Source organism: Micromonospora sp. Llam0 (genome assembly GCF_003751085.1).
In the GTDB taxonomy this organism is placed as follows: domain Bacteria; phylum Actinomycetota; class Actinomycetes; order Mycobacteriales; family Micromonosporaceae; genus Micromonospora_E.
This window is the reverse complement of sequence record NZ_RJJY01000002.1, coordinates 1811520-1830917: the sequence shown is the minus strand read 5'-3', so window position 1 is coordinate 1830917 and position 19398 is coordinate 1811520. Positions and strand designations below refer to the sequence as shown.

Annotated in this window: 7 protein-coding genes; 2 read left to right on the top strand and 5 right to left on the bottom strand. The window is 70.4% G+C overall.

The annotated features are described in order from the left end of the window. The first annotated feature begins 102 nt into the window (after window positions 1–102). Both EDC02_RS35555 and EDC02_RS35550 read left to right on the top strand, forming a co-directional pair. On the top strand, window positions 103–1389 hold the full coding sequence (locus EDC02_RS35555; protein ID WP_123606500.1) for an adenylosuccinate synthase: 1287 nt from the start codon (window positions 103–105) through the stop codon (window positions 1387–1389). Between the two features lie 252 nt (window positions 1390–1641). Next, window positions 1642–2994, top strand: coding sequence for a ferric reductase-like transmembrane domain-containing protein (locus EDC02_RS35550; protein ID WP_199758041.1), 1353 nt, complete (start codon window positions 1642–1644; stop codon window positions 2992–2994). Between the two features lie 32 nt (window positions 2995–3026). On the opposite strand, the gene EDC02_RS35545 is transcribed toward EDC02_RS35550, so the two are convergent. The 5 genes from EDC02_RS35545 to EDC02_RS35530 form a co-directional block, all read right to left on the bottom strand. Continuing rightward, window positions 3027–4256 carry a helix-turn-helix domain-containing protein gene (locus EDC02_RS35545; RefSeq protein ID WP_123606499.1) on the bottom strand — a complete coding sequence of 410 codons (1230 nt, stop codon included), beginning with the start codon at window positions 4254–4256 and terminating at the stop codon, window positions 3027–3029. Continuing rightward, complete coding sequence (locus EDC02_RS41125) at window positions 4253–4396, bottom strand: hypothetical protein (RefSeq protein ID WP_199758135.1); 144 nt, start codon at window positions 4394–4396, stop codon at window positions 4253–4255. The genes EDC02_RS35545 and EDC02_RS41125 overlap by 4 nt, the downstream gene beginning before the upstream one ends. Before the next feature lie 139 nt (window positions 4397–4535). Continuing rightward, on the bottom strand, window positions 4536–5720 hold the full coding sequence (locus EDC02_RS35540; protein ID WP_123606498.1) for a helix-turn-helix domain-containing protein: 1185 nt from the start codon (window positions 5718–5720) through the stop codon (window positions 4536–4538). 330 nt (window positions 5721–6050) lie between these two features. Then, complete coding sequence (locus tag EDC02_RS35535; RefSeq protein ID WP_123606497.1) at window positions 6051–12938, bottom strand: polymorphic toxin-type HINT domain-containing protein; 6888 nt, start codon at window positions 12936–12938, stop codon at window positions 6051–6053. Then, a complete protein-coding gene (locus tag EDC02_RS35530) occupies window positions 12935–19264 on the bottom strand; it encodes a LamG-like jellyroll fold domain-containing protein (RefSeq protein ID WP_148083768.1) in 6330 nt (2109 codons plus the stop codon). Before EDC02_RS35530 ends, EDC02_RS35535 begins: the two co-directional genes overlap by 4 nt. Window positions 19265–19398: the final 134 nt, after the last annotated feature.

Sequence of the window (19398 nt, the reverse complement as noted above, 5' to 3'; positions counted from 1 at the left end):
GGCCACGTCCACCAGGTTCGTGACCCTTGTTAGCCTGACTCCTCGGGCTTGCCACGCGGTCGCCACCTGGCACCCGAGCCCCATGGAGGCGGGATACACAAGATGCCAGCGATCGTGCTGCTCGGCGCGCAATGGGGTGACGAGGGCAAGGGCAAGGTTACCGACCTGCTTGGCGAGCGGGTCCACTACGTGGTGCGGTTCTCCGGCGGCAACAACGCCGGGCACACCGTGATCACGCCGGACGGGCAGAAGTACGCCTTGCACCTGATGCCGTCCGGTGCCCTCTCCCCGAACGCGATGATCATCATCGGCAACGGGGTGGTGGTCGACCCGAAGGTCCTGCTGACCGAGATCGACGGCCTCGCCGAACGCGGCGTGGACGTCTCCCGGCTGCGGATCTCCGGCGACGCGCACCTGATCATGCCGCACCACCGGGCGCTGGACCGGGTGGTCGAGCGCTACCTCGGGTCGTCGCGGATCGGCACCACCGGGCGCGGCATCGGGCCGGCGTACGGCGACAAGGTGGCCCGGATGGGCATCCGGGTGCAGGACCTGCTCGACCCCGGCATCCTGCGCAAGAAGCTGGAGCTGGCGCTGCGGGAGAAGAACCAGATCCTGTTCAAGGTCTACAACCGCAAGGCGCTCGACCTGGACACGGTGGTCGAGGAGTACCTCGCGTACGCGCAGCGGCTGCGCCCGCACATCGCCGAGACCCGGGCGATCCTCTGGGACGCCCTCGACCGGGGCGACACGGTGCTGCTGGAGGGCGCGCAGGCCACCATGCTCGACATGGACCACGGCACGTACCCGTTCGTGACCTCGTCCAACCCGACGTCGGGCGGGGCCTGCGTGGGCACCGGCATCCCGCCGACCGCGATCACCAAGGTGATCGGGGTGACCAAGGCTTACACCACCCGGGTCGGCTCCGGGCCGTTCCCGACCGAGCTGTTCGACGCCGCCGGTGACCATCTGCGCAAGATCGGTGCCGAGTACGGCACCACCACCGGTCGGGAGCGCCGCTGCGGCTGGTTCGACGCGGTCGTCGGCCGGTACGCCGTACGGCTCAACGGCATCACCGATTTGGTCGTCACCAAGCTCGACGTGCTGACCGGGCTGGCCAAGGTGCCGATCTGTGTCGGCTACGAGATCGACGGCGAGCGGTTCGACGACATGCCGATGACCCAGACCGGCTTCCACCACGCCACGCCGATCTACGAGGAGCACGACGGCTGGTCGGAGGACATCACCGCAGCCCGCACCGAGGCGGAGCTGCCGGTCAACGCCCGGCGTTACATCGCCCGGATCGAGGAGCTGTGCCGGGCCCGGGTCAGTGTGGTCGGCGTCGGTCCCGGCCGTGAGGAGAACGTGGTACGCCACGATCTGCTCTGAGCCGTACCCGTCTGCTTTGAGCCGACCCGTCCGCTCTGCGCCGTACCCGTGACCCCGGCACGCGGATCCTCAGGAAATCCTCAGATCTCCACCAAGCGTGGCGGGGCACACCTGCTTCATGATCGAACCGGACCCGAACGTCCGCCGGTCGGCACCAGATCCGGCGGCGGGCCACCCTTCCCGGAATTCGATTGATAGTAACTGATAGCAGGGAGCAAGGCAGTGAGCCGGCTGTACGGCGATCCCAATCGCGTGCGAGACGCGATGGAGGCCACCCCCACCCCGACCCCTCCGACCGGCATCCCCCCGATGACCCTGGCCCGCTGGACCCTGTGGGGTGTGCTGGCGGCCAACCTGTTGATCCTCGAAGTGGCGTTCTTCGCGTACGGCCAGGGCAAGCACCCGGTGCTGACCGTCGCCAAGTTCTTCGGCCTGCACGCCGCCATGATCATGATGCTGCAGCTGACCCTGGTGGCCCGGATTCCCTGGCTGGACCGGCGGCTCGGGATGGACCGGCTCACCGCCTGGCACCGGTTGATCGGCTTCGGTCTGTTCTGGACCGTGATGCTGCACGCCGGGTTCGTGATCGCCGGCTACGCCACCCTGTACGACATGGGCTTCGGCGAGACGTTCCTGAGCCTGGCCGGGGTGACCGCCTCACTGCTCGGAATGATCGCCGCCGGCATCATGATCGTCGTGGTCGGGGCCTCCATCCGGTACGCCCGACGCCGCCTGCCGTACGAGGCCTGGCACAGCCTGCACGTGCTGATCTACCTCGCCCTGCTGGCCGGCCTGGTGCACCAGTTCATGGAGACCACCACCTTCGACTCGGCCCCGGCCAACATCTACTGGTGGACGCTGTGGGCGCTGGTGATCGGCGCGCTGATCGTCAACCGGGTCGCCGTGCCGCTGTGGCGCAACGCGTACCACCAGTTCCGGGTCGCCGCCGTGGTGCCCGAGGCCGACAACGTGACCTCGGTGTACGTCACCGGCCGGCACCTGGACCGGCTGCCGTCGCGCGCCGGGCAGTTCTGCATCTGGCGGTTCCCCGGCCACAACCGTTGGTGGCAGGCGAACCCGTTCTCGCTGTCGGCGGCACCCGACGGACGTTCCCTGCGGCTGACCGCGAAGGCCGCCGGCAAGACCAGCGCCGGGCTGCGGCACCTGAAGGTCGGCAACCGGGTCTTCATCGAGGGGCCGTACGGCGCCTTCACCAACCTGCACCGCAAGCTGGACAAGACCCTGCTGGTCGCCGGTGGTGTCGGGGTCACCCCGATCCGGGCGTTGCTGGAGGAGTCGGGCGGCTCGACGGTGGTGCTCTACCGGGCGGCCAAGGAAACCGACGCGGTGCTCCTCGGCGAGCTGCAAGGGCTGGCCGCCGCGCAGGGCGCGCAGCTGCACGTGCTGACCGGCCGCACCGGGTCCGGGTCGCCGCCGAACCGGCCGTTTGATCCGGAGAACCTGCTCGCCCGGGTGCCGGACATCACCGAACGCGAGGTGTTCGTCTGCGGCCCGCCGGCGATGACCACCGCCGTGGTCGACAGCGTCCGGGCCATCGGCGTGCCGAACGCCCAGATCCACGCCGAACGCTTCGGCCTGGGCTGACACCGCCAGGCCTTCGGCGAACCGTCAGCGGGTCAGGCTGGCGGCGTGAGGCCGATGGTGCTGGCGAGGCGGGCCAGGTCGGGGGTGGGGCCGGCCCGCAGGAGCGTGCCGACGACGGCGTGTGCGACCGGCCGGGTGCGGGTTTCGGCGGGGGCGATCTGGTCGGCGGCGACGACGGCGCGGGTGGCGGCGGTCGGGTCGCCGGTGTCGAGGTAGGCGCGGGTGATGTCGATCAGGTGGGCGGCGCGGTGTTCGGCGGGTAGCTCCCGCCAGCCGTGACCGGCGGTCGCGTGCTGGTGGTGGGTGATGGCCTGGTGCGGGTCGCCGAGGGCGGCGGCGACCTGGGCGCGGGCGAGTACGACGGCGGTCGGTCCGAAACCGGTGGTGATGTCGCCGTGGTCGGGCCGCCGCTGGTCGTGGCTGGCGACGGCGTGGCGGGCGGCGCGGTCGGTGAGCTGGTGTGCGGTGGCCGGGTCGTTGCCGGTGGCGGCGGCGAGGGCGGCTTCGATGAGCAGGGTGCCGGCGAGGGCCTGGTCGTCGGGTGCCGGGTGGTCGGTCGTGCCTGGGTCGATCAGTGGTACGGCGGTGAGCGCGGCTCGCCTGGCGAGGGTGGGTCGGTGCAGGGCGCGGAGTGTTTGGGCGTGGGCGATGGCGGCTGCGGCGGTGTGTCGGGGGTGGCCGTTGGCGTTGGTGATGGCGCGGTCGGCGGCGAGCCAGGCGAGGTGGGGTTCGTCGAGTTTGGTCAGCAGGTGGGCGGTGAGTCGGTAGACCCGGGTGAGCAGGTACGCGGCGTCGGGGGCGTCGCCGGTGGTGGCGTGGCGGGTGTGGGTGAGCAGGTCGGGCAGCGTGCGGAGTAGTTGCGGGTAGTGGGCGTGCTGGTAGGCGGTCCACGCGTACTGGATGCGGCGGTGCAGGTCCTCGACGGGCGGTGTGGGTTGGTCGGGGGTGGGGGTGTCGTAGCGGGCGAGGGCGGCGCGGAGGTGTTCGACGGCGGCCGAGGTGGTGTCGGTGGCGGGTTCGGGTCGGCCAGTGGTGGGGGCGAGGATGGTTTCGGGGGTGACGCCGAGGACGGCGGCGACGGTGTGCACGACGGAGATGCGGTCGAGGGATCGGATGCCGCGTTCGACCTTGTCGACCCAGGAGTGGGATTTGCCGATCCGGTCGGCGAAGACCTGTTGGGTGAGGCCGCGTCGGGCGCGGAGTTGGGCGATCCGCCGGCCGATGGGCTGGTCGGCGATGCGGTGGCGGCCGGGTACGGTCATTGGTGCATGCTCCGGTGGATCTCCTCGGTGGTCGCGCCGCAGCGGGGGCACCACCGGGATTTGACGCGGAACGCGAACAGGCCGAGCAGGAAGCCGGGCATCAGGCCGGCGAAGACGATCGGTAGCAGTCTGGCGATCACGGGCACTCCGCTGTGGTGAGCGGCGGCGGAAGTCGGGGACTGCGATACCCCTGCCGCCTGGTCGGCTGGGCATGCGGTTGCATGCGCCACACAGGACGGTAGGAGTTGGTTGTAGTTGATCTATTACTGGTGGTTATGACTACAGTCTGATGCCGAGCCGGCCGGCCAGCATGCGCAGGTCATCGGGAACCGCGCGACGTCGGGTGCGGTGCGTGATGGCGACGACGGCCTCACGTGCGAGGGGGTTCAACGCGAACGGCGCTGGCGCAGCCCGTTCGGCCTGGACGAACGCCGCCAGCGCCTCGCCGTCGCGCCGCCCACTGGCGGACAACGCCCGGCCGAGGTCCAACCAGTAGGACTGGTGACGGATGGCGGCGACGAGGACGTGAGGGCGCACCGTACGGGACAGTTCGATGACGCGGCCGTGCTCACCCAGCTCGGCGGCGATCGACATCTCCCAGAGGCCGACGTTCGTCGGCCCGAAGCCGCAGCCGTTGAAGCCCGCGCCGTCGGCTGGATCCCCGAGGCTCGCCGCGTCCCTGGCTGCCTCCGCCAGGTGATCACGAGCGGTGTCCACTCGACCGGTGACGGCCGAGGTCAACGCCGCCGAAAGGTGCAACTGGCCGAGCATCTGCCGTACCCGCTCATCGGCAGCGTCGGCCTGGACTTCGGCGAGCGACCGGTCGGCGGCCCGTGCCGCGTACGCAGCGGACTCGATCGGCAGGCTCTGGGTGTACGCGAACCGCGCCGCACCGATCCAGGCCGGATCCTCCACGTCCTCGGCGGCCGCTACCGCGATCCGGGCGGCGTTCAACGCGAGATGCCGGTAGCCGAGGTTCCGCAGGCAGGTCGAGGTCAGATAGGCGACATGGGCGAGTGTGACCCCACCAACGGCGGCGGCCGCACGTAGCAGATCGGGCAGCATCGGAGCCATCGCCGGATAGTTCGCGCCCGCCCTGAGCTGGTCACCACGGGCGATCCGCGCGGCAAGCTCGTCAGCAGTGACGGCTGACGCCTGCCGCTCGCCGTCCTCGATTTCGATCAGGGCCGACCAGATCTGCGGAACACACGCCCCGGCCCGGTCCCGCGCCGGATCCCCCGGCTCGGTGCCCTGACCGAGCAGGTCGGCCACGGTCACCTGAAGAGCACTCGCGATGGCGACCAAGGTCGACCGCCGGTCAATGCTCTTGCTGCCGGACTCCAACTGCGAGATGTACGGCTGGCTGACGCCGGCCAGGCCGGCGAGAACGCCTTGGCTCATCCCGCCCCGACGCATCCGCCAGTACCGGATCCGGGAACCGACCGTGTCGGCCTTCTCAACCATACTGTCGCCAACCTCCTGGACAGCGGGCCAGCCGCCGACCGCTGACCTGGCCGGCGGGCATGCGCTACCCCGACCGTACCCGCTCTGGAGATCGACGTATGTTTCCTGCTCGCCACCACCTACGTCCGGCAGGACCAATCCGAGCTGGACAAGGCGCTCGCCCTTGGCGACCAGGCCGTCCAGACCCTTACCGGGCAGGCCACCTTCGCCTGGTGCACCAGTTCATGGAGACCGCCACCTTCGACTCCGCCCCGGCCAACATCTACTGGTGGACGTCATGGGCGCTGGTGATCGGGGCCGAACGCTTCGGCCTGAGCTGATGATTGAGTGCTAATGGAACCAGTTATAGCCGCCACCACCGCCCTTGTTGGGTCGATTAGATCTTCTGATGGCGGAAGCTGCTTTTGTGGCTGCCCATTGAGTAAATCGTGCCGCCGCAATTGCGAGCCACAAGCCAGGGGTGAATAGGTCATCTCCACCTTGCATTGACGAGGTGAATCCGCTGACGGCTCTCAATGACGATTCTGGTCGGACTTCTGCTACTGAATGTGGTACACCTGAACTAATTGGCTGCTGCGTGCGGCTGTTGCAGAAGTAGCAAGGTTGTCCAAAATCATCAACACCGTCCCCGTCGGGGTGGAGGTGGCAGCGCCTATTATCGTTGTGGGTGAGTAGATTGACATTGCCTGCCGCTACATAATAGGTGTGCTGGGTCGCGACGGTCAGGTTGTGAACGGTTGCGGTTGCGGCGTAGGCGACGATCGCGAGAACTCGGACCTTGCTGCCATCTGGGGCGAGCAGCATGTCACCGGGTTTTAGAGCTGCTGCTTCTACCCAGCGGCCGGATGAATCCCGGTTGGCTGCCCAAAATGGGTGATTATCGGTGGCAGTGACCGTTCCACTGGCAGTGTCTGCTCGGTGCTCCGCCACGATGACATCGACGAGTACCTTGGTTCCGTGGCTGGTTATTGTGGCTGTCACATCCTCGGCGGTGGTTTCGCCGGTGTTGGGGTTCGTGGCGAGTACCTGGTCGCCGATTCGTACGTTTTCGATGGACTCTAGCTTGCCGTCGGCCATTGCCACGGCGGTGCCCGGAATAAAGCTATTGCAAGCTTTCCGGAACGGTGTTGAAAGCCTCCCGCCGATACTTTTCAAGGCCGGAGTCAACGCTCTGCCAAGCCCTCCGGTCAGTCCGCCGATAGCGCCCCCGACCACCATCTCCGTCGTCAGATCCCTTGGCGAGAATTCCCGATCGCCCTGGGCGACGTCGACACCGTAGCCGGCGGCGGCCGCCGCTGCCCCGGCCACGATTCCGACGCCGACAGCGCATCCGATACCCGGTGGTGCTGCACAGGTAGCCGCTACCACGGCACCTACTGCCACCCCGACGGCCACCTCGGTGGCGAACTTCAGCGGGTCTTCCTTGATGTGGTTGTACGTGTCGACGGCGAAGTCGGCGACCGCACCGCCGGCAGCGGCAGCGCCCTGGGCCACCGCACCACCTACCGTCTCTGCGGTGCTCTTCACGGCGTTGCCGACGCTGCGGGCACCGTCCATCAGCTTCTTGAAGCCGAACAGGCCGTCCGGGTCGGTGACGGTCGGTGGGGCGTTGTTGCCGTACGCGTACCCGTGCATCTGCTGCGGGTCGGCCACGTCGATGATCGGGTCGACGGAGATGAACCGGCCCAACGCCGGGTCGTACTCGCGGGCACCGATGTGGGTCAGCCCGGTGCGGTCCAGGGTGCCGCCGACGAACCCCTTGTCCCCGGCCCACCAGGCCGGGCCGGAGCCACGCATCCCGCCGAACGGCAGCGTGCGGCGGCGCTGCACCTGCAGGTCGGAGTCGCGTACCGCCGCTTCGCCGGTGTTGTGGTGGTCGGTGACCAGCCAGGTCAGGCCCTGCCCGGTCCGCACCGCCACGGTGGTGTCGATGTGCGAGTAGTAGCGGATTCCCGCCCGCGTGCCGGATGTGGCGTCGTAGCGCAGCTCTGCGCCGCCGGGCAGGTAGAGGGTGCCGCCGCCGGGGTCGCGGGCGATCAGCCGGTTGCCGTCGGCATCGTAGACGTACGAGGTGACGTCGTCGCCGTCCGTCACCGACCGCAGGTTGCCTTCCAGGTCCCAGTCCAGGGTCTGGGTGTCGCCGCCGATCGTTCGCCGGTCGAGGTTGCCGACCGCGTCGTAGCCGTACGTGTCGAGGCTGGTGCCGTCCGGACCGGCGGTGGTCGCGGCGGTCACCGTGTGCGGGCGCGCCCCGCCCGCCGGTGGATGGGTGTACGTGGTGACGGTGTCGCTGCGGGCGGCGTGCGCCGTCTGGGTGAGCCGGTTGCCGGTCCGGTCGTACGTCCACGAATGCCAGTACGTCGCCGGCCCGCCGACCCCGGCCACGCTCGGATCGGCGGCGCAGTTGTCCTGGCCGCCAGCGGCCGGGGTCCACGCCGCGCTGAGCCGGCGCAGGTGGTCGTAGCGGTAGCACTGGGTGTCGTTCGGGGTGGCCGATCCAGGGCTGTCCGCGATGCGGGTCAGGTTGCCGACGTCGTCGTAGCCGTACGCCAGGTCCATGATCTCCGGGCGCAGTTCCGGCACCGCCGCCGCGTTGACCACCCGGCCGGTCGCCTCGTCGATCTGGTAGGTGACGGCGGTACGCCGGCCGTGCGGCCCGAGCACCCGCTGGACCAGCTCGCCCAGCTTGTTGTAGTCGACCGTGTTGACGTACGTGGTCAGCGGCGACACCACCCACGACGGTGCGCCGACGTCGTTGTAGGCGTACGTCATCCGCTCCGCCGGCAGGTCGCCGACCGCGGGCAGCGTGCTGGCCGCCGTCGACCCGTCCGCCCGGTACTCGGTGGTGGTCTCGTACACCCCGTCGAGGCCGGTCTCCCCGGCCGGCACGACGATCCGGGTGCCGGTCGGGCGGCCGGCGCTGTCGTAGCCGGTCACCTCGGACACGTACTGCAGGCCGCCGTGGTGGCGGATCGACCGGGCCGGCTTGCCGATCCCGTTCGGCAACGTGTCGAAGGTCCATTCGGCGCGTACGGCTCCCGTCGGTGAGCCCTCGCGGACGCTGGTCCGCCGGCCCAGCGCGTCGTAGGTGTAGCCGAGGGTCACGCCGCGCGCGTCGGTGACGGTGCTGACCTGGCCCGCCGCGTCGTAGCTGGTGACGGCGGTGCCCTTGTCCGGGTCGGTGGACTGCGTCTCCCGGCCCCGCTGGTCGTACGTGTAGGTCCAGGTGTTGCCGGCCGGGTCGGTCACCGAGGCCCGCTCGCCCCGCTCGGTGTAGGTGTACCGGGTCTCGTCGTAGCTGCCGGTAGGTGTCGGCCCGTGGTACTGCCGCAGCGCGGTCGTCTGGTCGCGGGCGTCGGTGATCGTGGTGGTGGCGGTGCCACCCGCCGGCGGGGTGGTGTGCACCCGGTCGCCGCCGTACCGGTACGAGGTGCGCCACGCCTCCGCCCCCCGGACCAGGTAGATCTCGTGGGTGACCCGTTCCGCACCGTCGTGCACGTAGCTGGTGATGCCCGGGGTCTGCGGCTGCCCGACGCCGACCAGGGTGGTGCTCGGCGGGTTGTTGAAGGTGTCGTAGTACTCCTTGGACTCGGCTTCCTTGAGCCCACGCGAGTCGTAGACGGTGTCTGTGACGACCCGGCCGCCGCCCGGTGCCTGGGTCTGGGTCTGCCGTTGCCGCAGCAGCCCGTCGAACAAGGTGATCGACGTCTGGTACGTGTTGCCGGTGGGCAGCAGTTTGCGGGTGGTGACCGCGCTGGGTGCGGTGTTGCGGACCAGGTACTCGAACCGGCTGTTGCCGCGCTGGGTGGCCCGGTCCCGGCCGGGCAGCCACACCTCGGTCAACCGGCCCAGCCCGTCGTAGGCCAGCTCGGTGCGGTGGCCGTTGGCGTCGACGGTACGGGTCGGCAGGTGCCAGGCCGGTTCCATCGTCGAGGTGACGACGTGACCGAGTTCGTTGGTGGCCCGGGTGCTGGTCACCGGTCCGTTACGGGCCGGCGTGTACGCGGTGCTGGTGGTGCGGCCGAGCGCGTCGGCGACCTCGACCGCCCGGCCGTTGGCGTCGTAGCTGGTCCGCTCGGTGGTCACCCGGACCGGCGTGCTGCCGTTCCAGTCGGCGACCTCCTGCTTGCGGACCGCCAGTCCACGGGTCGGGGTGGCACCGAAGGTGTCCGGGTTGTCGTAGTAGGTCCGTTCGTCGCTGAGTACGTCGGCCGGTCGGCTCGGGCTGACGGAGCAGCGGACGCCGACGGTCTCGGTCCGGGACACCTTGTCGACCAGCCAGGTCGACGTGTTGCGGGCGTACTCGTGCCGGACGCACTTGTCGTCGGCGCTGGTGGCCTCGTCGCCGAGGTCGTCTATGCGCACCGGCATGCCGTACGTGGTGTCGAACGTCGTCACCGTCCGGGTCCACCGGGTGCCGCCACCGGCGAGGGCGGTACGGGTCCGGGTGGTGCCGGTGTCGGTCAGCCACGCCTTCAACGGCCCGGACGTGGCGGTCGGCCCGTGCCGCCACGGGTCGTGGATCTTCCCGGACACCCACGACCCGCCGGGTCCGTCGCGGACGATCTCCTCCCGCAGGAAACCGGCGTGCGCCTCGTGGTCGGTGATCGACTCACCCTGCGAGTCGGTCACCTGTACGTTCTTCGTGCCGCCGGACGGGCCGGCCCGGTCGCCGTGCATGCCGCGCAGGTAGAGGTAGTTGGTGGCCGACTCGACGCCCTGGCCCTCAAGTCCCTTGCGGACCCGGACCTTGGAGTAGCCGCGCCACTGCCCCCAGGTGCGCTTCTTGCGGTCGACCAGCTCGGAGTCGTCGTAGTGCCAGGCCGGGTCGTCCAGGTAGTCGTAGTTGGTCTGCTGATGCGCCGACGCACCGGTGTTGTCGTAGACGTCGACCCTGGTCACCACGTACTTGTGGAACCAGTCGAGGGTCGGCTCGAAGCCTTCCGGGGCGTACCACTGGGGCATGCACCGGCGGCCGTTGGTGTGCGGTGTCGGCAGGTTGCCGCGGGTGCAGTCCCGACCGGAGTAGCCGACGCCGATCTGCGCGCCGGACTCGGTGACGATGCTGCGCACCCGCCACCGGTACAGCTGGGTCCGCCCGTCGGACGGGCCGTCGACCCGGTTCGCCAGCGGCATCCCGCCCGGGTCGAAGGTCACCTCCGGGTCGGCGACCGCGGTGCCGCCGGCGGTGCCGACGTGGCCGGTACGGGTGATGCCGCGCAGCCACATCGGGACGCCTTCGCCGTCGGTGGCACCCGCGTCGAGATACTGATGACGCAGGGTCCACGATTCGACGTCGGCGAACGACGAGCCACGCCACACCTGGCTGCGGATCTTGGCCAGCCGTTTCTGGGTCCAGAACGTCGGTGCCAGCTGGTCGGTGCACGGTGCCGCCTTGCAGTACCGGTCCCACGGGGTGTCCGGCCAGGCCGACGGGTTCCCGGTGGTGCAGGTGGCGTTCGGCTTGCACCGGTCGGCGACGTCGAACAGCACCCGGGCGGTCACCGGCGCGGTGTGTTCGCTGCCCCGGCGGGTGCCGTACTCGATCCGGGTCAGGTAGCCGCCCCGGTGGTAGGTGGTCCGCTTGTCCGGGTCGCTCTCCCGTCCGTACGCGCCGGTCTCCCGGCTGTAGAACAGGGTCATCGTGTTGCCGTGCGGGTCGACGACGTAGTCCAGGTTCCACCGCCAGGCCTGGGTGCAGCCGGATCCGGAGAAGTCCCCGGAGCGGTGGCACGGCTCGCCGGGATGGTTGCCGTAGACCCGCGACGTCCACGTCGAGTTGGTCGCCGCGCCGTCCGACGGGTACGCCGGGCGTCGGTGCCGCCCGAAGAAGTACTGGGTGCCGTCGGTGGTGGTGACCTTCCAGTACTCGCCGTTGTCGTCGCCGTTGCCGAGACCGGTGTCGGTCAACCGTTCGATCCGGGAGCCGTCGTCGGTCACCCCCCGGTAGCGGCCGCCGCCGTCGTGGACCAGCTCGGTGGCCTGCCCGTTGAGCGACATCGTGGCGTTGTGGTTGAACCAGCAGCGGTCACCGGTCTTCTTGTCCTTGTTGTTCGGTTCGTTCCCGTCCTGCCGGTCGGTGTCGTCGGCGCAGGAACGGTACTGGCGTTCGATGTAGCCGGGCCACAGGTCCCAGCCGTCGCCGATCCACGACCCCTGGGTGTTGGTGTTGGCGGTCAGCCCGTCGACCGCCTGCGACGAGTACGCCAGGCTCAGGTTCGGCTCCGGGCCGCCCACCCCCGGCACCATCCGCAGCGGATAGTTCCAGGAGAAGCCGCCGGTCTGGCCGGACACCTGCCAGGTGGCGGCCGGCTTCAGACTGGTGGCGGAGTAGTCGCCGTTGTCGCCTGATTCGTCGGCGGCCACCGCCAGCGTCACCGCCGCACCGTCGGCGGGCAACGGCACCGCCGCCGCCAGGGTGCCGGCCCGGTGGTCGCGCGCGGTCGCCAACGGCACCGGTACGCCGCAGCCGGTGCCAGCACCAGCACCCGCGTCTGCGCCTGCGCCTGCGCCTGCGCCGGAGGCGGGCTGCTCCGGGCAGCCGGGCAGCATGGCGATCCGCAACCGGGACGACCAGTCGCCACCGTAGGCGTGTCGGAAACCCGAATAGTCGACCTCGACGGCGACTCGGCCGGCGGCCCGCCGACCGTCGTCGCGGGCCACCCGTACCAGCAGTCCCCGCACGCCGGCCCGCTCGGTCGCCGCCCGGTCGGCGACCGAGACCCGTACCCGGGCCGGGGTCGCCGCCTCCGCCCGGCGTAGCTCGTCTCCGTCCCCGGCGTCTGCGGCGCTCGCGGCCGACGGCGCGGCACCGACCCGGATCGGCAGGCCACCGGCGGCTACCCGACCGCGTTGGGTGGCTGCGGGCGCGCCGGCCGCGTCGGCCCGGCCGGCGGCCGTGACCGAGCCGGCGGGCAGCGTCACCCACTCGTTCGCCGGTGCCGGCCAGTCGACCGACCGTTCCCCGGTGACCACCGCGTCGGCGGCCGCGAAGTTCGGTGCGGAACCCGCACCGAGGTCGGTGACCTCCACTCCGGCAACCTCGGGCGGTGACCACGCCGGCTCGGGGGTGCCGGCCTCGGGTGCGGCCAGTACCGGCTGCTCGGCCAGGGTCACCGCGAGCACCGCCGCCAGCAGCCCGGCGACAGCCCGCCACCCGCTGCGGCGTACCTGTCCTGGTGTGGTCCGGCCACCATGGGTCCACCAGGTTGTCGTCATCGTCGACTTCCCCTCAGCCTGCGGCTCGCTGGAAACACGCCCCGGCCGCTGGGCAGCGCTGGCGTGAAATGTGCGTTGGCCATCGCCGTGCCGTCGGTCGCACCGGCGTGGTCCGGCGGTGTGAACAGCACTCCCCAGCCGTCGGCGAGTGCCGGGGTGAACTGCGAATACACCACCGCGTCGGTGCCGTCGGCGTTCTCGATGCCGACCACGCCGGTGATCCCTTGCTCCATCGTCAGGGTGCCGACCCCGTCCCAGGCCACCGCGATCTCGCCGGTCTCGTGCAGGACGACCTGGAAGGAGGCACGCGGGTACGGATCGGCGTCCATCATCATGTCGCGCCACTCGACGACGAACTGCCGGTGCGGCGCGGTGCCGTGCAGGCCGGTCCGGATAGTGGCGCCCTGGATGGCCATCCACTGTGCCCAAAACGGGTAGATGGCGGCGTTGGTGGTGGCCCACCCGTCCGGTGACGGGATCGGCGTCACGTTGTCGATTTCGCCGACGGGCTCCTGGAAGGTCAGCACGCCGTCGATGTCCGCCCACGCGGTCTCGTAGGTCTCGCCGTACAGGGCGACCGGGAACGGCAGCGTCAGCTCGGTGTTGCCGTAGTAGCCGCTCAGTGGCACGACGTCAGGAGCGGGCAGGAAGGACCTGGGTCCCTCGACGCAGCCGGGCCGATCCGTACCGTCCTCGGGCGCGACGACCACGTCGGCCGTCGCCGAGCCGCCGCTGGCGACCTGGACGACCGCGCTGGCACCGGGGCCGGCGCATCGGCCGTCGAGGTCGGACGCGACCACCCCGTGGGTGCCCGCCGGGACGGCGGTGAACGCGTACCGACCGTCGTCGTCGGTGGCGGTGGTGAACCCGCCGGGGTTCAACCGGACCAGTGTGTCGGCCAGCGGTGCGCCCGCCGCGTCGGTCACCACGCCGGTGACCGCCCCTGGGTCCGGCGGAGTGAAGGTGACGCCCTGCCCGCTCGCGAGCGACGGGCTGAACTGTGAGTACGCCAACGCCTCGGTGCCGTCGACGTTCTCGATCCCGACCACGGCCCCGGTGCCACGCTCCACGGGCACCTTGGGGTCGATGTCGTCCCAGGCGAAGCTGATCTGCCCCGACTCGTGCAGCACCAGTTGGAAGGAGACCCGGATGGACGGGTCATGCGGTGTCGTCACCTGCCGCCACTCGATGACGAACCGCCGGTCGGGGACGGCACCGGTCAGCCCGGTACGTACGCTGGCCGCGCCGTCAACGTGCCAGTCGTACCAGAACGGGTAGACCGCCGCGTTGGCCATGCCCCAGTGGTACGGCGACGGAATCGGGTCGACCCAGTGCACGGACACCTCCGGCTCGATGAACGTCAACGCACCGTTGGTGTCGACCCACGCGGTGTCGTACCCCTGCCCGTACAGCCAGACGGGGAACGGCAGGTCGACCTGTGCCGTCTCGTCGTCGCCGCTGAGCGCCAGCACGTCCGTGGTCGGCGCGAACACCCGTTGCCCGGACCCGCAGGTGTGTCCGAAGGCGTCTTGCCCGCAGGTCGCGCCTGCCGGCGCGTACCGGGCGGTGTAGCTGGCTGCGGTCGGCGGTGCGGTGATGGTCCGGTCCGGGTCGGCGTCGTCGGCCCAGTTGAGGAAGTCGTGCCGGGTGCCCCCAGACTCCTGGGTCTCCGGCGCCCGCACCTCGACGCCGGTGCCCTGGATGACGGTGCGGGTGAACGGCGCCACCACGGACTCACCGCCGACGACCAGGGACAGCCCGGCTGGTTCGGTCCGGAAGGTGAGGTCGACGGTTGCCGGGTCGAGTTGGATTGTTTCGGTTGCTGGGAATCCGGTGCCTCGGTCGGCGGTGAGTTCGAGTTCGAGGTGTGCCGGGTAGGCGACGTCCGGTGTGACGAAGGTGCCGGTTGCCGTCTGGGACCAGTCGTCGAGTACCTCGGACTGGCAGGGTGCGACCGTGCAGTCGACCAGTCGTAGTTGCCAGTTGAGCGCGTCGGCCGGCAACGCACCCTGGTCGTCGGAGGCCGTGCCGGCGAACTCGATCTCCTCACCCGCGCTCCACCGCACGCCGGCCGCCGGGCTGTCGATCACCACTGTCGGCGTCTGCTCGGACTGCGGCAGGTAATGGGCGGTGTATCCGGTCGCCGTGTCCGGCGCGGTGATCTCATGGGTGCTGTCCCCGCCGTCGGACCAGGAGCCGAACACGTACGACGTACCGTCCGAGGACTGGTCGGTTGGTGCGTGCATCTCGACTCGTGAGCCGCGTATCACCCGCTGTTCGAAGGGCGCCACCCCCGTGTGTGGTCCCACCGACAGCGTCAGTCCGGCTGGTTCGGTCTGGAAGGTGAGGTCGACGGTTGCCGGGTGGAGTTGGATTGTTTCGGTTGCTGGGAATCCGGTGCCTCGGTCGGCGGTGAGTTCGAGTTCGAGGTGTGCCGGGTAGGCGACGTCCGGTGTGACGAAGGTGCCGGTTGCCGTCTGGGACCAGTCGTCGAGTACCTCGGACTGGCAGGGTGCGACCGTGCAGTCGACCAGTCGCAGTTGCCAGTTGAGCGCGTCGGCCGGCAGGGTGCCCTGGTCGTCAGTGGCCCCACCGGTGAAGGTGATCTCCTCGCCCGCGCTCCACCGCACGCCGGCCGCCGGGCTGTCGATCACCACCGTCGGCGTCTGGTCGAACTGGTCGGCGTACAGGTCGGCGACCTGGGCGCCGGTCATCGCTCCCTGGTACGCCCGGACCAGGTCGATCTCACCGGCGAAGTGGTCGGTGGAGATCCCGTCGGACTTCGTGTGGACGATCCGGCCGACGGTCATCGCCCCGTCCGCCCGCCACGGCGGATTGTTGTACTGGGCGGTGGCGGCCAGCTGCCCGTCGACGTACAGCCGGATCTGCAGTGCCGCCGCGTCGTAGACCCCGGCCAGGTGCGTCCAGCGGCCCACCTCGGGGGCGGGTCCGCAGGCCATGGTGCTCGCCGCGCCGATGGCGTCGCCGTGCCGCATCCGGAAACACCAGGCACCGGTGGACAGCGCGTACTCCAGGCGGAACGCGCTCATCAGCTCGCCGTCCTGGCCGAGCACCGCGTGCCAGCCGTCGCCGTCGGCGAGCCGGGCCCACGCCGACACGGTGAACGACTGGTCGGTGAGCAGCACCGGACCTTCGGTGTGCAGCTCCCCGGTCGACCCGTCGAAGGTGGCCGCCGTCGTGCCGCCGTACCCGTCCGGTGTCCAGCTCACCCCGCCGGAGAGCGTGGCGTGGCTGTTCAGCCCGGAACTGTCGGCCGCGCTGCTGCCGGTCCCCTCGTCGAGGTCCCATGCGCCGACCAGGACCGGCTCGGTGACCGGTGCGACGTCGGGGCAGGTACCGAACCGGCAGGACGCGTACATCTGCGCCACGTCGGATGCGGTCAGCGCCCGCTGGTAGGCGCGGACCTCGTCGATCCGGCCGGCGAACCATTCGGAATGGTCAGGGGTGCGGCGGCCGACGGTGAACCTCCCCGACGACGCCAACAGCGTGGGTGCGTCGGCCTCGTCGGTGCTGCCCTGACCGAACTCCGGGTCGATCATGTCCGGCCCACCGTTGACGTGCAGCCGGATCTTGCCGGCCGGGCGGTCGTAGACCGCGACCAGATGGGTCCAGACCCCGACCTGCGGGGGCCGGGCCGCGCAGACCGCTGAGTTGCCGGCGGTCGTGCTGTCGGCGTGCGGCATCCGGAAACACCACTGGTCCGTCTCGGGCTTGTAGTAGATCCGGTACGCGTACGTGTGCTCGCCGCCCTGGCCGACCACCGAGTGGTAGACGTCCAGCCGGTCGGGCCGTACCCACGCCGACACGCTGAACCCGGCCGCGTGGTTGGTGGCCAGCACCCGGGGCATCTCCACGTAGTCGTCGACCCCGTCGAAGGAGACCGCGGTACCGGACGCGGCCGGGTCGGTCAGCCCGAGCTGCGAGTCCTCCCACTGGGCGCCGCCGTGCAGGACGCCGGCGTACGCGGGGTCACCGGTAGCGGTCGTCGCCGTGCCGCCGCTGCCGTCGTCGAACTTCCAGTAGGCCACGTCCACCGGCTGCGGCCGGACATAGAACGGGTACGGCCGCCAGCCGGACGTGTTGCCGGCATGGTCGACGCTGCGTACCTCCAGCAGTTGCTCCAGGTCGCGTTGCGGAACGATGTCGCGGGCATGGCCGGCCCCGGCCGAGACGTGCACGGTGGACACCGATCCGCCGTTCGTTCGCCACTGGTAGGACACCACGTCGTCCGACCCGTTCGGGTCGAAGGTGAACGAGCCGGGCTGGCCCACCCCGCCGTTCCAGGTCCCGGAGTCCTTGTGCTGGTACGGATCCCCGGCCACCACCGGGGTGTTCGGAGCTTTGGTGTCGACGGTGAACTTGTAGTAGCCCGACCACGGCCCCCAGCCGACGTGATCCTTGGCGCGGACCCGGAAGTGGAACGTCGACTCCTGCGGCAACGTCGGGGTTCGCCAGGTCGGCGACGACCCCGACTTGACGTTGGTGACCTGCTCGGTCGAGGCGACCACGGACGACTTCGCGGAGTTGCGCACCTCGAAGCGCACCCGCATGGTGTCCTTGTTGGGGTCGGTCACCTTGGCCCGCAGGGTCGGCCGGCGGTTGCGCACCATCGCCGGCGACGAGCAGGCACCCGGGTAGCAGTCGCCGGTGATGGCGAGACTGGTCGGGGCCTTGGGCTTGAGGTTGTAGTCGGCGGTCAGCTTCGCCGTGCCCGGCTTGAACCGCTTCCACTGGTACTGGTCCGACTCGTTCGGCGCGCGCAGCCCGAAGGTGAAGGTGCTGTTCGACGTGTCCATCGCGGACTGGAGCCGGGATTTGATCTTCGAGTTGGAGAACTCGACGGACGCGTCCGGCTGCAGGCTGCCGCAGCCACCGGCGTCGTTGGCCCGGGCCGATTTCGTCTGCAACGGCCCGCCGTGCAGCCATTTGCTCTTCATCCCGTTCCAGGTCACGTTCCCCGACGAGCCGATGGTGTTGGTCCGCCACAGCTCGACCGGGGTGGAGTTGCACGAGGCGGAGTGGGCCAGCGTGATGATGAAGCTCGGGTTGCCGACCAGGTCCTGACCGGCCATCGCCGAGATGCTGAATCGCAGATGCGACCGGAACACCATGCTCGGCTGCCCCCAGGTCGCCCCGACCCGCACCCAGTCGCGGGGCCAGCCGGAGCCCGACGGGTAGGAACGGTTCGGGTCGGCCCGGTTCACCGGCGACCAGTTCGCCGCCTTCTTCGAGAACGACGGGTCGATCATGACCGGGAAGGTGGTGTCGGGGTGGCGCAGCATCTCCTGGTCGGGCCGCACCACGAGCCGCCCGTCAGCGAGCCGTACCGGCATCTCCCGGACGGTGCCGGGCGGCGCGTCCGCCGCCGGGCCGCCGGGCGGCGCGTCCGCCACCGGGCCGGTTCCTGCGCGGGCCGCACCCGGTGCCGCCGCTGGCGAGTCCCACATCAGCGACGGCGGCGCGGTGAACACCACCCGGCCGGCGTCGTCGACCACCTCGACCACGCCGCCGTCGCGGGTACGCAGGTCCAGACCGTCGGTCGTGACCTGCCAGCCGATTTCGGCCAGCCGTGGATGCGTCGCGGCCCGACGGTTGCGCACCACCAGCATCTGGGCGAACGACTCCGGCTCGGCCCGTACCAGCAGGTCCACGTCGGGCAGCACGTCAGGGTAGGTGGCGGTGTCGCCGCGCAGCACCGGTTCCGGCAGCGGGTCCGGCCACGACAGGGCCAGGCGCGCGGCACCGTCGGTCAGCTCCACCAGCGGCCCGGACCCGCCTGCGGAGAACGACATCCGCAGTACGGTCGCCTCCGGCACCACCCGGGTGCCGCCGCGGCGCAGTGTCGCGTCGACCGGCACCCAGCCGCTGTCCCGGCGTACCCGCTGCGGCACCACGTGCTGCTCGAAGGTCATCACGCCGTCCGGCTTCGCGAAGTGCCGGGTGTGCTCGTCGGTCAGGCCGGCGACGGCGACCCGTCGACCGCTGGCCCGGGCACCCGCCGTCGCGGTGTCGACGTCCGGTGCGGTCAACTCCCCGTCCACCCCGACCGTCACGCCGGCCGGCCACGACCCGGCCGGTCCTGCGCCGCCGGCCCCGGCGTGCCCGACCGTCGACCCGCTCTCCGGTGCGACCGCAGCGACAAGACCGGCGACCATGACGATCGCGAGCAGCCCGGGCAGCAGCCGCGTCCGGCGTCGCCGGACGGTCCGTCGGCCGGGGCCGGGGCCGGTGCGCAGGTTGTCGTTGCCGAGGTTGCCGTTGCGGAGGTCGTACGGCAGCGCCATGTCGGTGTCCTCCCGCGCCAAGCGGTCACAGTGGATCGGGCAAGCCGAGGAGCCATCTTCGTGTCGATGGCACCGGGTCCTGTGTAGCCGTCCGCGGGTTGTCAGGCATCCGATCTGTACACCGAACAATCAACGCCAGACAATGGGCGTGCCGA

What these genes read in the sequence shown, in the direction of transcription:
- EDC02_RS35555 (WP_123606500.1), top strand. Translation starts at nt 103, where the DNA reads ATGCCAGCGATCGTGCTGCTCGGCGCGCAATGGGGTGACGAGGGCAAG.
- EDC02_RS35545 (WP_123606499.1), bottom strand. Translation starts at nt 4,256, where the DNA reads ATGACCGTACCCGGCCGCCACCGCATCGCCGACCAGCCCATCGGCCGG.
- EDC02_RS35540 (WP_123606498.1), bottom strand. Translation starts at nt 5,720, where the DNA reads ATGGTTGAGAAGGCCGACACGGTCGGTTCCCGGATCCGGTACTGGCGG.
- EDC02_RS35535 (WP_123606497.1), bottom strand. Translation starts at nt 12,938, where the DNA reads ATGACGACAACCTGGTGGACCCATGGTGGCCGGACCACACCAGGACAG.